We start from the raw sequence: 13,898 nt of genomic DNA, 5'->3' as shown, positions 1-13,898 counted from the left end.
CCCCCAGTATGAATTATTTGTTCATACTGGGGTTTTTTTGTAGAAACTTTATAAATTGATTGCTAGTAAGTGGTTTACTGAAATAGTAACCTTGCATATATTTACATTTATGTTTTTGCAGAAACTTAAGCTGTTTTTCGGTTTCAATTCCTTCGGCAACGACTGAAAGATTTAAAGTATTTGCGAGGGAAAGGATTGTAGAAACGATGGCTCGTTCTTCAGGACGATGATCAGCTAATTGTGTAAATTCTCTCGGTACTTTTAATGTGTCGATTGGAAAAATTGATAAATAAGCAAGAGAAGAATACCCAGTACCGAAGTCATCAATGGAAGTTTGGATACCGTATTCTTTTAATTGCTTCAGTCTTAATAACGTTTCTTTCTCGTCAATCATTGCAATTCTTTCTGTTAACTCAAGGGTTACATATTTTGGATCGACTTGCACGTCGTTTAATATTTGTGAAATGTTTTCGATTAATTGATCTTGCCGGAACTCTTTTGCAGATAAATTAACACTTATTTTTAAATTTTGGTAGCCAAAGGTATGCCATATTTTTAATTGGAGACAAGCTTCTTGTAATACCCAATGTCCAAGTGGGACTACTTGTGGCGTCTCTTCTACAATTGGAATAAACTCACATGGTGAAATGTCACCTAATAGCGGGTGTTTCCACCGTATTAAAGCTTCAGCACCGATAATTTTATTTGTTGTCGTATCAATTTGTGGTTGATAAACGAGATAAAATTCTTTGTTTACTAAAGCGATTGGCAAATCTTTTTCAATTCGAGCTTTTCGCTCCATTTTTTTATATAGTTCTTTCGTGTAAAGAGAGCTACCGTTTTTTCCTTTATTCTTTGCTTCGTACATGGCCATATCAGCATGCTGCAAAATGGATAGTGGATCTTCACCTGCTTCAGGATATATTGCAATTCCGATACTCGGTGAGATTTGTAAATGTTGATTTTCGATTTCAAATGGCTCATTCATGGCCGCTACAATCATATCAGCTATTTTTTGGACATCTGGCTTTTTTTTGTAATTCTCGATAAGGATTGTGAACTCATCTCCAGCTAGCCGCGCGAGTTTCATATTTGATGTTGATATTCTTTCGAGCCTTTTTGCTACTGCGATAAGCAATAGGTCTCCTACTCGATGACCGAGGGTATCATTAATAACTTTAAAACGGTCTAGGTCGAGAAACATAACAGCAAAAGACTTTTTCGATACTTTTGCTCGTGCAATTGCCTGTTCTAAATGTTTATGAAATGCACGACGATTTGCAAGCTCTGTTAAAGTATCATGGTATGCTAGGAAATTAATTTGTTCTTGTTGTTGTTTGCTTTCCGTAATATCTTTAATCATTAAATAAACTCCAGAAATTTTCTCCTTTAAAAAGATCGGTACGGCGGTAACGTGCAAGTAGTAAATATCTCTGTTTTTATGGTACGCCCGTATTTCTAAAGAGATAGAATATCCCTTTTTTACACGATGAAAGGCGTTAATCATTTCTTCTAAATCTTCTTCGTATATGAGTGAGTAGTAAGGCTGGTTTAATAATTCATTCGTTTGATAACCGAGTAAAGTAGTACCAGCGTTATTTACTTTGAGAAAATTACCGTACAAATCTAATGTGAAGATTGGATCTGGATGATGCTCGTATAAAGATTTAAACATTTGTTGATTATGATAGAGTTCATTTTTCTGTTCTACTAAATCTTCTGTACGTAGTTCAATTTGTTTCTCGAGTTCTGAGTTGAATTGCATTTGAGCTAGCAATAATATTTTATTTTGTTTTCGAACTAAACTATGACGTATGAGAACGAAAGAGAAAGTTATTATCAGTCCGATTACTATAATAGGCGCAAAAACGTATTCGACTAATATAAAAACAATAAGCATTACTACCGAAATATACGGTAATGATAATCGGATTGCTTCACCAATTTTAAGTGTTAGTAGTACTTGTTCTTGTTTTTCAGGTTCTTTTGTATGGAGAATACAGGCAATTGCTACTAGTACTAAGGTTACTTGATAGAAAGGAGTAACTGTAAACATAGAATACTCTGGTATGAAGTATTTTATATAAGCATAAATCGCATCGGTAGTAGCATATAAAATTAAAGCACTGCCAAGAAGCGCACCAACCTTTTTAGGTAATAAGGATAGTGGTTTGAATAAAAGATTGATTCCTATTAAGAGAAAGAGTAAATCAGCCATTGGATAGGTAAGTTGAACAAATATGTCGATATAGGATGTTGTAAAGATGTGAATGGTTCGTTCAATAAGTAAGTAGTAACTTAAAGTAAATTGGGCTGTAACGATAATACAAATATCACATAGCATAAAAAGTTTTTCTAATAAATCTCGGTTGTAAATGATTTCGTATAGAAAGGCAAAGGCAAAACTAACTAAAAAAAGTAAGTAAAAAAAATCAGACGGATCAACGAACGTATAGAAGTCCTTTACAATTAAACGCTGATAGGCAACGACTATATCACCGATAAAATAAGAGAGAGCTCCAACAGATAATATGATCCAAAATAAACGAGGTAGCCCTTCTTTCATGTTTGAAAAGTAAAGAATATAACTACAAGCGATAATATCAATTAATAGGGTACTCGTTCCGATTAATAGCTGAAAAGGAAATGAGTATTCATATAGAAAAGGCATCGCTACGTAGTGAAGCGTTATGGACAGCAATACAATGCTTATAAGAATACTTACATGTGTTTGTTTTTTCATTTATATCACCTACGGTTCCTTGAAAAGCGTATATAAGTTTTATATTTATTTTGCACAATTATAGCAAGTTGTAAAGATAGATTTTAATAATTCTTGTTTCTGTCTCCCAACATATCGACATAGGAATTTGAAGTTTGCTATAATGATTAGAATAGTTGTATTATTTAGAAAAATTTAAAAATAATAATTACTGCAACTAGGACATATTGTTTACTATGTGAACTTGTTCTTAATTTAGGGGGGAGGGTTTCACAATGGCAAGTGTATATGAAAATAGTTATATGATCGTTTTAATTTTCTTGCTATTAGGTATATTGCTGCCGGTAGTGGCTCTTACATTAGGAAGGATGCTGCGCCCAAATAAACCAAGTGCAGCAAAGGCGACGACGTATGAGAGTGGAATTGAGCCTTTTCACGATGCAAATATTCGGTTTCATGCTCGTTATTATATTTTCGCTTTATTGTTTGTGATCTTTGATGTAGAAACTTTATTTTTATATCCTTGGGCTGTTGCGTATGACAAGCTAGGTTTATTTGCATTAATTGAGATGCTCATCTTTGTTGTAATGTTGCTAGTTGGATTAGCGTATGCTTGGAAAAAGAAGGTGTTACAATGGTTATAAATTTTGAGGAATTACATCCAAATGAGCGAGCAGAATTAGAACGAAATATCTTTTTTTCTACATTGGAACAGTTGAAAGGATGGGCGAGGAGCAATTCTTTATGGCCGATGACATTCGGACTGGCGTGCTGTGCAATTGAAATGATGGGAGTAGGCTCATCACATTATGATTTAGATCGATTTGGGTCATTTTTTCGAACTTCACCAAGGCAATCGGACGTCATGATTGTATCGGGAACAGTAACGAAGAAGATGGCTCCTATTGTTCGGCGTTTATATGATCAAATGCCTGAACCGAAATGGGTTATTGCGATGGGATCTTGTGCGACAGCAGGTGGTCCGTATGTAAATTCATATGCTGTTGTGAAAGGTGTAGACCAAATCGTACCAGTTGATGTGTATATTCCTGGTTGTCCTCCAAATCCGGCTGCTTTAATTTATGGAATTAATAAATTAAAAGAAAAAATTCGTTACGAAGCAAAGACCGGGAAGCAGGTGACGAATAAATGAGTAATCCAAACAAAGATTTAGAGGATCTGAAAAAAGAAGCAGCTAGGCGTGCAAAAGAAGAAGCGAGAAAACGCCTTGTAGCGAAACACGGGGCGGAAATAAGTGAGCTTGAGGCAGAAGATCGAGAAAAAGAGAAAGCGCTACCAAAAAATGATGATATTACTATAGAAGAAGCAAAACGACGTGCAGCAGCGGCAGCAAAAGCGGCAGCGTTAGCGAAGCAGAAAAGAGAAGGAACAGAAGAAGTAACGGAAGAAGAAAAAGCGAAAGTGAAGGCAAAGGCAGCAGCGGCAGCAAAAGCAAAAGCGGCAGCGTTAGCGAAGCAAAAAAGAGAAGGAACAGAAGAAGTAACGGAAGAAGAAAAAGCGAAAGCCAAGGCGAAGGCGGTGGCGGCGGCCAAGGCAAAAGCGGCGGCGTTAGCGAAACAGAAAAGAGAAGGGACAGAAGAAGTAACGGAAGAAGAAAAAGCGAAAGCCAAGGCGAAGGCGGCAGCAGCTGCAAAAGCAAAAGCGGCAGCGTTAGCGAAACAGAAAAGAGAAGGGACAGAAGAAGTAACGGAAGAAGAAAAAGCGAAAGCCAAGGCGAAGGCGGTGGCGGCGGCCAAGGCAAAAGCGGCAGCATTAGCGAAGCAGAAAGCGTCGCAAGGTGATGGGGATTCGGGAGATGAAAAGGCCAAGGCAATTGCAGCTGCAAAAGCGAAAGCAGCAGCGGCTGCAAGAGCGAAGACAAAGGGAGCTGAAGGTAAGAAAGAGGAGGAGCCGAAGCAGGAAGAACCGTCCGTAAATCAACCGCATTTAAATCAGTATGTTGAGGCTATTAGGGAGAAGTTAGGAGAGGGTGCATTAGTAGATTCCTATATTAATAAATTGTCAAAGGATGTGCCAACTCTTGTGGTGGATCCCGCAAAATATTATGAAGTGATGGAGTCACTGCGATTCCATAAGGGACTTGCTTTTGATTATATGTCAGAGCTACATGCGACGGATTTTGTGACACATATGGAAGTGTATGTTCATTTGTTTTCATATGGCAAGAAACAATCGGTAGCGGTGAAGGTAAAACTAGACCGGGAAGCGCCGCAAGTCGAGTCTGTGACAGCGCTTTGGAAAGGGGCTGACTGGCCGGAGAGAGAAGCGTACGATTTGCTCGGCATTGTATTTAAAGGGCATCCGAATTTAACGCGTATTTTAATGCCAGAGGATTGGGTAGGATATCCGCTTAGAAAAGACTATGAACCGTATGATGTGGAGGTGTAGCTATGATCCGCACGGAAGAGATGCTTTTGAATGTAGGACCTCAGCATCCGAGTACACATGGTGTGTTCAGGCTCGTAATTAAGATTGACGGGGAAATTATTAAAGAAGCTACACCGGTTATTGGGTATTTGCATCGCGGGACGGAAAAGATTGCTGAGAGCTTACAGTATACGCAAATTATTCCTTATACAGATCGAATGGACTATTTATCAGCCATGACGAATAATTACGTCATTTGCCATGCTGTAGAGACGATGATGGGGCTTGGAATTCCAGAGCGTGCCGAATATTTGCGAGTACTTGCGATGGAGCTAGGAAGAATTGCAAGTCATCTCGTTTGGTGGGGGACGAATCTTCTTGATATAGGAGCGGTCAGCCCGTTTCTGTACGCGTTTCGTGAACGAGAGATGATTATAAATTTATTAAATGAATTATGCGGGGCACGGCTTACTTTTAACTATATGAGAGTTGGTGGTGTGAAGTGGGATGCGCCAGATGGTTGGATTGAAAAGGTGGAAGAGTTTGTTCCGTATATGAGAGAGCAATTGGCAGGTTATCATGATCTTGTTAGCGGTAATGAGATTTTCTTAAATCGTGTGAAAGGCGTTGGTATATATAGCGCGGAAGAAGCGATTTCGTATTCTTTAAGCGGAGCAAATTTGCGGTGCACTGGAGTAAACTGGGATCTTCGCAAAGATGAGCCATATTCGATTTATGATCGTTTTGATTTTGATATTCCTGTTGGAAGCGTGGGAGATGCTTGGGATCGCTACGTTTGCCGAATGCAAGAAATCGAGGAGTCTTTAAAGATTGTTGAGCAAGCGGTTCAGCAGTTCCCGAAAGATGGAGCTGTGCTGGCAAAAGTACCGAAAATTATTAAGGCACCTAAGGGAGAAGCGTTTGTACGTATTGAATCGCCGCGCGGAGAGATTGGTTGTTATATCGCTAGTGATGGAAAGAAAGAGCCGTACCGTTTGAAGTTTCGCAGGCCATCTTTTTATAACTTACAAATTTTACCGAAGTTATTAAAAGGTGAAAATATCGCTAATTTAATTACGATTTTAGGTGGAGTTGATATTGTACTTGGGGAGGTTGATGGCTAATGATTGAGACGCTCTTACAATCACCTTCAAGCTGGACGAATTTCTTCATTTTTTTCGGATTAGCGGTGCTTCTACTATTTGCAGTCCTTGGCTTCGTTACATATGGAATTTTGGCAGAACGGAAAGTGATGGGGTTTATGCAAGGGCGGATTGGACCAAACCAGGTTGGAGGCCGATTCGGTTTACTGCAAACGGTAGCTGATGTTTTAAAACTATTATTGAAAGAAGATAGTATTCCGAAAGCAGCAGATAAACCGCTGTTTATATTAGCGCCTGTCATTGCATTTGCACCAGCATTTATGGTGCTTGCAGTTATCCCGTTCACTGATAAATTTCAATTTGCAGATATTGGAGTCGGGCTACTTTATTATATTGCTGTTTCCGGTATTACGACGATAGGTGTTGTAACTGGGGGATGGGCATCGAATAATAAATATTCCCTTTTAGGAGGGATGCGTGCGGCGGCGCAAATGATTTCTTATGAGATTCCGCTCGTAATGAGTGTAATTGGTATCGTTTTGTTAGCTGGTAGCCTGAATTTAAATGAGATTGTAGCGGCGCAGGAGAAGGTTTGGTACATTTTCGTACAGCCAATTGGCTTCGTCGTTTTCTTAATCGCAGCAGTTGCAGAGTTAAATAGGACGCCATTCGATTTGCCAGAAGCGGAGTCAGAACTTGTTTCTGGATACCATACGGAATACTCAGGTTTTCGCTGGGCGTTTTTCATGCTTTCAGAGTACGTATATTTCTTCGGGATGGCATCGTTAATTACAGTGCTCTTTTTAGGAGGATGGAATCCAGTCATGTTTCTTGGATTTATCCCAGGTGCCGTATGGTTTGCTTTGAAATTTAGCAGTGTAGTCTTTCTATTAATTTGGTTCCGCGTTACGTTCCCACGTATAAGAGGTGACCAGTTAATGGAGTTTGGATGGAAAGTATTATTGCCGATTGCACTTGCAAATATTTTCTTAACGGCATTGATTAAGGAGTTATTCTTCTAATCTATGAGGGGGGTGCCAGTAAGAGATGAAAGGACTATTTAAAGGATTAAAATATACATTAAGTAATTTGAGCAAGAAGAAGGTAACGTATGATTATCCAAATCAGCCGTTGCCGTTGCCAGACCGTTTTCGGGGGATTCAAAAATTTTATCCGGAGAAATGTATTGTTTGTAATCAATGCTCTAACATTTGTCCGACAGACTGTATTCAGTTAACAGGAAAGAAACATCCAGATCCTACGAAAAAAGGAAAAATTATCGACACGTATGATATTAATTTTGAGATTTGTATTCTTTGTGATTTATGTACAGAAGTTTGCCCGACAGAGGCAATTGTCATGACAAATAACTTTGAACTCGCGGAATATTCACGTGATGACTTATTTAAAAATTTGCAGTGGCTTGACGAAAACGACGAAAACGTCAGGAAGGAGAATAAGGCATGAATGGCGAGTTTGTAGCATTCTTTATACTATCCTTGTCTGCAATTATCGGCGGTGTTCTTATGTTGAACTTAACGAAAGTTATGCACATGATGCTAGCTCTCGTTCTGACATTTCTCAGCATTGCAGGTTTGTATTTTCTTTTATCAGCTGAATTTATAGGCGTTGCACAAATTTTACTTTACTCTGGTGCAATCACAATTATTATGATTTTCGGCATTATGTTAACGAAACATAACGCGGAAAATGAATCGCGTCTTACTCTTCGAAAATGGATTATCTTCTTTGCAGTTGTAGCATTTGGAGCGGTTATGTATTTCGCTGTTAATAATGTTGATTTTGCAAATGAAAGCACACAAGGAAGTTTACCTCTCCATGAAAACAACACACTTCAAATCGGTACGCTTCTCTATTCAAAATATATTATTCCATTTGAACTAACTTCAGTTATTTTACTTGTAGCACTCGTTGGCGCGATTATACTTGCGAAAAAGGACGAGAAAGAGGAGGATTCCAATGAGTAGCGTTCCGGCTTCTGTATATTTAACACTTGCGATTATTTTGTTTTGCATCGGTCTATTTGGAGCTTTAACAAAGCGGAATACAGTAAGCGTATTAGTTTGTATCGAATTAATGCTGAATGCTGCCAATTTAAACTTAGTGGCGTTTAGTAAATTAGGCCTATTTCCGAATTTAACAGGTCAAATTTTCTCACTGTTTACGATGGCTGTAGCGGCAGCAGAAGCGGCGGTAGGACTCGCTATTTTAATTGCTTTGTATCGTAATCGTACGACAGTTCAGGTGGATGAAATGGATACGCTCAAAGGATAGCATTGTGACCGAAAAAGGGGGAAGGAAACAATGATCGATTATGCATGGCTCATACCGCTTTTCCCACTCGTTTCGTTTTTGTTACTTATTATATTCGGGAAGAAAATTAGAGAAGGAAGCAGCGTACTTAGTATTTTTTTCGTCTTTCTCTCCTTTATACTTGCGGTACTTGTGTTAATAGAAAGGTTTTCAGAAGCAAGCGTGAAGCATAAGTGGGTGTGGCTTAGAGCTGGAGATGTGGATATATCATTCGGCTTTGAGGTGACTGCATTAGGAGCTTTAATGTTATTTATCGTTACGCTTGTGAGTCTGCTTGTACATGTGTATTCGAAAGGTTATATGAAAGGTGATGAACGATTACCAACCTTTTACGCATATTTAGGACTCTTTACATTTGCGATGTTAGGGCTTGTTATATCAACGAATTTATTACAGCTTTATATATTTTGGGAATTAGTTGGCCTTGGCTCATTTTTACTTATCGGTTTTTATTTCTTTAAAGAAGAAGCGAAGGCTGCTGCAAAAAAGGCTTTTATTATGACCCGTATTGGGGATGTTGGTTTATTTATCGGGATGATTTTAATTTTTTGGTACGCAGGTAGTTTTGAATATGACGCAATATTTAGGGCGATTTATACAGGGGATTTACCTCCTTACATGATTACGATAACAGCGATATTAATTTTTATCGGGGCGATGGGGAAATCAGGTCAGTTCCCGCTTCATACGTGGTTGCCAGATGCAATGGAGGGGCCAACGCCTGTTTCGGCACTTATTCACGCCGCGACGATGGTTGCAGCAGGCGTATATTTAGTAGCGACGATGTTCCCTCTATTTTCAGCAAGTACAGTGGCGATGCAGACCGTGGCAATCGTTGGAGCTTTCACTGCAATCTTTGCGGCCTCTATCGGTCTCGTGCAAACAGATATCAAGAGAGTACTTGCTTATTCTACAGTTAGCCAGCTTGGATATATGATGCTTGCGTTAGGTTCTGCAGGTTATGTAGCCGGTGTCTTCCATTTAACGACACATGCTTTTTTTAAAGCACTACTATTTTTGGCAGCAGGAAGTGTAATTCATGCAGTGCATACGCAAAACATTAATAAAATGGGCGGTTTACAGAAGAAGATGAAAGTAACTGGTACGCTATTTCTAATAGGTACCCTTGCCATTAGCGGTGTTCCGCTCCTTTCCGGTTTTTTCAGCAAAGATGAAATTTTAGCGGCGACTTGGATGAATGGCAATTACGTTTTATTTACTTTAGCAGTAATTGCGGCGTTTTTGACAGCGTTTTATATGTTCCGCCTATACTTTCTTGTCTTTACCGGAGAAACGAAGACGAAGGAAGATGTGCATGAGTCGCCCCGCGTTATGACGTATCCAATGATTGTTCTCGGCGTTCTCGCAGTAGTGGCAGGATATATAAATACACCATGGTTCGGTACGTTTCTGGGAGATTGGTTGACGAAAGATGTAGGGTTCAAGGTTGAAGAAGCGCATGGGCCAGTTTGGATTATGATTGTTGCGACTCTCGTTTCATTTGCGGGAATCGCTCTTGCATATTTTATATATGGCAAGAAATCAATTTCTAGAGATTGGGCTGGGGGTACGGAAACCTCGCTTTATAATCTTTTGAAAGAAAAATATTATGTGGATGAACTATACAACATGACGGTGATCCCTATTACAAAAGGAATCGCTCATGTGCTTCGCTTATTTGAAGTGTATGTAGTCGAGGGAATTGCAGTTTTAATTGGAAGCGTAGTTAAAGGTACAAGTAATCTTGGGTCGAAACTTCAAAACGGGAATGTACAAGTGTACGGTACTGTAACGGCGGTTTCGCTCGCTGTACTCGTCATTATTTTGCTCTATACAGGAGGGGATTTACGATGAATGATTTGTTGTTAACGTTCTTCATTTTTTCCCCGCTTTTAGGAATTTTATTGCTTGTATTAACACCGAAAAAGGAATTGCGTACAGTGCGGGCGCTTGGCTTATTTGGGACGGCACTTCCATTTGGAATCGCTATCGTCCTCGCTTGTACATATGCTTCTGGAAAGAGCTTGTCACTATTTGATGAAAAGGTGAAATGGATTAAGTTCGGAGATTTTACAGCGGTGGATAAAAGGTGGTTTTCTATTTATTACGAGCTCGGTATTGATGGTTTGTCGCTTGTTATGATGGTGCTGACGGCTCTTCTAGCGATGCTCGCAGCAATTGCAGCCTTTTCTATTAAAAGAAATTTAAAAGCATTTTATATGCTGTTACTCATGCTAGAAATAGGGATGCTCGGCGTCTTTGCTGCTCAAAATCTAATGTTGTTTTTTATCTTCTTTGAAATTACGTTGCCACCAATGTTCTTATTGATTGGGAAGTGGGGGAAATTATCGAGCGAAAAGGCTGCGTATAGTTATTTAATATATAACGGTATTGGCTCAGCTATTTTGCTCATTGTTTTCTCAATTTTGTTCGCGAAAACAGGTACAACAAATATTGTGGAGCTGAAAGAGATATTAAGAAGCGTAAGTGCAGAAGGAGAACTCATCATCCCAAGTAGCTTGCAGCTTGGTGTATTTATTTCCATAATGATTGCCTTTGCAATTAAACTACCTGTTTTTCCGTTGCACCGTTGGATGGTCAATGTGCACATAGAAGCGCATCCAGCTGTAGTTATGCTTCATGCTGGTGTTTTGCTAAAGATTGGAGCGTACGGTATTATTCGCTTCGGAAAAGGGCTATTCCCGGAATATTTTCACGATGTTGCAACGCTAATTGCGATATTAGGTGTAATTAATTTATTGTACGGTGCCTTTTTAGCGCTCATCCAAACGGACTTTAGGAAAGTACTGGCTTACTCTAGTATTTCGCATATGGGAATTGTGTTAATGGGACTTGCGTCACTTAATGCACCGGGTACACAAGGGGCGTTATTCCAGGTTGTATCGCACGGTTTAATTGCAGCCTTACTGTTTTTCTTACTCGGTGTTATAGAACAACGTTTCGGAACATCAGAAATTACAGCGCTTGGTGGACTCGCAAAAAGTGTCCCAGTACTTAGCGGCTTCTTCTTAGCAGGAGGAATGGCATCGCTTGGATTACCAGGGATGTCTGGGTTTGTTAGTGAATTTCTTGCCTTTCTCGGTTTATTTCAAGGAGAGCCCGTCATTGCTGCAGTCGGTGTGATTGGCATCATTTTAACCGCTGTATATGTATTAAGGGCGACACTTCAAGTGACATTCGGAAAGAAAGAGTGGGAAGCAAAATCTGATATACATGGATGGGAGTATGTCCCTGTTTTACTACTTATCTTTTGTATTATTGCAATTGGAGTTATGCCAGAGATACTAGGGGATCCGCTTCAAAATACATTGAAAACATTGGGGGTGAAGTAGGATGGATATGAATACGTTACTTAGCTTATCGTGGCATCTAATGGTGCCAGAATTTATTATTCTTGGGGCCGCCATCCTTCTTTCCATATGTGATTTGTTTTTTAAGCTGAACCATAGATATGTAGCTCTTGGTGCGATCGCTGCCATCGTATTAGCAATTGTTTCATTAATTACGCTATATAGCGAACCAGCTGGAGATATTTTAAACGGATCGTTTGTGTTAGATGGATTTTCAAAAGGGTTTAAAACGTTGTTATTAGGCGCCTCAGCTCTCATTTTATGCATCGCAATGAGCGATGATAAGAAGAATCCGATTGAAGATAAGGGCGAATATTATTACTTATTTTTAATGGCACTTCTTGGTGCGATGTTCATGGCTTCTAGTGTTGACTTTATCACCCTTTTCGTTGGTTTAGAGTTACTTTCACTTTCTTCTTATATTTTAGTAGGAATACGAAAAAAGAACCGTGCATCAAATGAAGCGGCAATGAAATATGTCATTAGCGGAGGAATTGGAACGGCGATTACGCTCTTCGGAATGAGTTATTTATACGGTATTACAGGTTCAACTAACATTGTAGATATGCAAAAGGTACTCACTGGGGAGCTCGCTAGTGGTATTCAGTTATTGCTAGCTCTCGCATTTCTTTTATTGCTAGTCGGTCTCTCATTTAAAATTGCCACAGTGCCGTTTCATATGTGGGCACCTGATGTGTATGAAGGAGCGACTACACCTGTTACTGCCTTTCTTGGAACGATTTCTAAAATTGCTGGGTTCCTACTCATTATTCGTTTGTTCCTTATGGTTTTTGCAAGTGTATTAATACAAGGAGATATGCAGTCTTTATATGGGCATATGAGTATATATATTGCGGTGCTAGCAAGTATTACGATGATTGTTGGGAATGTAGTCGCGTTAAAACAATACAATGTAAAACGTTTATTTGCTTATTCAGGCATTGCGCATGCTGGGTATTTGCTCGTTCCACTTGTGGCATTATCACCATTTACGCTGGATAGCATGTGGTTTTATATGCTGGCATACATGCTTATGAATATAGGCGCGTTTGCCGTTATCCACGGCTTAATCTTACAAAACGATAAGGAAAACATAAAGATTTTCACCGGATTATATAAGAAATCACCATTTGCAGCGATCATGATGACAATCTTTATTTTATCGCTGGCCGGGATACCAGGGACGGCTGGCTTCATTGGAAAGATTAACATCTTTTTAGGCGCGCTTCATGTAGAGCCAGCACATTACGTACTAGCTTCGATTATGATGGGTACGACAGTTGTTTCATTCGTATATTATTTCCGTATTTTACAACAAATGTTTTTCCGCACCGGAGAGACAGAAGAGAGGATACGGTTACCATTAAATATAAAGGTTGTTATGAGCCTTTGTGCAATTTCGATTGTAATACTAGGGATTATGCCGATGATTGGGTACAATTTCTTTTATGAATATTTTCCATTAATGAAAGATTTCTTCTTCTTAGGGAACGTGGTACAATAGTGAAAATAAAAGGTGTGGAGTCAGTACTCTGCGCTTTTTATTTTGTGTTAACTTGTAATGTAGATATACGTTTTTTGAAAGAAAATCACGATGTAAAATGTAAGATGTCTATGTGCATTTGAAAAAGTGTGGCTCCTACTTATTATGGTATCGTTTTTATATTCTTTCATAAGTAGTAGCTGAGTAAAAAGGGGTCGATTTTTTGGCACAACTTTTAGGGCAACAAGCACTGATTGCCATTGTTTCGCATTTATTGTTTATTACCATTACGTGGTGGGCTTTGCAAGGCATTCACATTGAGCGTTTAATGAAGTCCGGAAAAGTGCTGCAGACGCGAGTATTACTCATCTTAATTACAATTGCAATTGGGACATCTGTAAGTAACTTTTTCCTTGATTATTTAGGCTATTCGAAGAGTTTAACGTATTTAGTAAAGTAAGTGTATAGAACCTCAAATCTCCGTTAACAATGGGGAT

13 protein-coding genes are annotated in these 13,898 nt (G+C 39.1%); 12 read left to right on the top strand and 1 reads right to left on the bottom strand.

Going from position 1 to position 13,898, the window contains the following annotated elements:
• Positions 1 to 13: 13 nt before the first annotated feature.
• Positions 14 to 2,743, bottom strand: a complete 2,730-nt coding sequence (locus ACUXVC_RS26635) for a putative bifunctional diguanylate cyclase/phosphodiesterase (RefSeq protein WP_144465596.1) — start codon at positions 2,741 to 2,743, stop codon at positions 14 to 16.
• Positions 2,744 to 2,997: 254 nt separating this feature from the next.
• On the opposite strand from ACUXVC_RS26635, the gene nuoA reads away from it, so the two are divergent.
• The 12 genes from nuoA to ACUXVC_RS26575 all read left to right on the top strand — a co-directional run bounded on the left by nuoA (position 2,998) and on the right by ACUXVC_RS26575 (position 13,861).
• Positions 2,998 to 3,366: an NADH-quinone oxidoreductase subunit NuoA gene (nuoA, locus tag ACUXVC_RS26630; protein WP_000179273.1), complete on the top strand. Its 369-nt coding sequence runs from the start codon at positions 2,998 to 3,000 to the stop codon at positions 3,364 to 3,366.
• A complete protein-coding gene (gene nuoB / locus ACUXVC_RS26625) occupies positions 3,357 to 3,875 on the top strand; it encodes an NADH-quinone oxidoreductase subunit NuoB (RefSeq protein ID WP_000236331.1) in 519 nt (172 codons plus the stop codon). The genes nuoA and nuoB overlap by 10 nt, the downstream gene beginning before the upstream one ends.
• The gene (locus tag ACUXVC_RS26620; RefSeq protein ID WP_144465597.1) at positions 3,872 to 5,131 is read left to right on the top strand and encodes an NADH-quinone oxidoreductase subunit C; all 1,260 of its coding nucleotides are present in this window, start codon (positions 3,872 to 3,874) and stop codon (positions 5,129 to 5,131) included. Before nuoB ends, ACUXVC_RS26620 begins: the two co-directional genes overlap by 4 nt.
• A 2-nt stretch (positions 5,132 to 5,133) precedes the next feature.
• Entirely contained in the window at positions 5,134 to 6,234 is a 1,101-nt protein-coding gene (gene nuoD, locus ACUXVC_RS26615) for an NADH-quinone oxidoreductase subunit NuoD (RefSeq protein WP_144465598.1), read from the top strand.
• Positions 6,234 to 7,235, top strand: a complete 1,002-nt coding sequence (gene nuoH / locus ACUXVC_RS26610; RefSeq protein WP_000573426.1) for an NADH-quinone oxidoreductase subunit NuoH — start codon at positions 6,234 to 6,236, stop codon at positions 7,233 to 7,235. The genes nuoD and nuoH overlap by 1 nt, the downstream gene beginning before the upstream one ends.
• Positions 7,236 to 7,260: 25 nt before the next feature.
• Complete coding sequence (gene nuoI, locus ACUXVC_RS26605; protein WP_000677191.1) at positions 7,261 to 7,680, top strand: NADH-quinone oxidoreductase subunit NuoI; 420 nt, start codon at positions 7,261 to 7,263, stop codon at positions 7,678 to 7,680.
• Positions 7,677 to 8,201 carry an NADH-quinone oxidoreductase subunit J gene (locus ACUXVC_RS26600; RefSeq protein ID WP_001012812.1) on the top strand — a complete coding sequence of 175 codons (525 nt, stop codon included), beginning with the start codon at positions 7,677 to 7,679 and terminating at the stop codon, positions 8,199 to 8,201. The genes nuoI and ACUXVC_RS26600 overlap by 4 nt, the downstream gene beginning before the upstream one ends.
• Complete coding sequence (nuoK, locus tag ACUXVC_RS26595; protein WP_144465599.1) at positions 8,194 to 8,508, top strand: NADH-quinone oxidoreductase subunit NuoK; 315 nt, start codon at positions 8,194 to 8,196, stop codon at positions 8,506 to 8,508. Before ACUXVC_RS26600 ends, nuoK begins: the two co-directional genes overlap by 8 nt.
• 30 nt (positions 8,509 to 8,538) lie before the next feature.
• Positions 8,539 to 10,401: an NADH-quinone oxidoreductase subunit L gene (gene nuoL, locus ACUXVC_RS26590; RefSeq protein WP_000568236.1), complete on the top strand. Its 1,863-nt coding sequence runs from the start codon at positions 8,539 to 8,541 to the stop codon at positions 10,399 to 10,401.
• Complete coding sequence (locus ACUXVC_RS26585; RefSeq protein WP_053563318.1) at positions 10,398 to 11,900, top strand: NADH-quinone oxidoreductase subunit M; 1,503 nt, start codon at positions 10,398 to 10,400, stop codon at positions 11,898 to 11,900. Before nuoL ends, ACUXVC_RS26585 begins: the two co-directional genes overlap by 4 nt.
• A 7-nt stretch (positions 11,901 to 11,907) precedes the next feature.
• Positions 11,908 to 13,422, top strand: coding sequence for an NADH-quinone oxidoreductase subunit NuoN (gene nuoN, locus ACUXVC_RS26580; protein ID WP_340672848.1), 1,515 nt, complete (start codon positions 11,908 to 11,910; stop codon positions 13,420 to 13,422).
• Positions 13,423 to 13,624: 202 nt separating this feature from the next.
• The gene (locus tag ACUXVC_RS26575; protein WP_000057889.1) at positions 13,625 to 13,861 is read left to right on the top strand and encodes a DUF1146 family protein; all 237 of its coding nucleotides are present in this window, start codon (positions 13,625 to 13,627) and stop codon (positions 13,859 to 13,861) included.
• Positions 13,862 to 13,898 lie beyond the last annotated feature (37 nt).

Source organism: Bacillus sp. N6, assembly GCF_052805735.1.
Note: the sequence above shows the minus strand (reverse complement) of the source record. Positions and strands in the feature narration are given on the sequence as shown.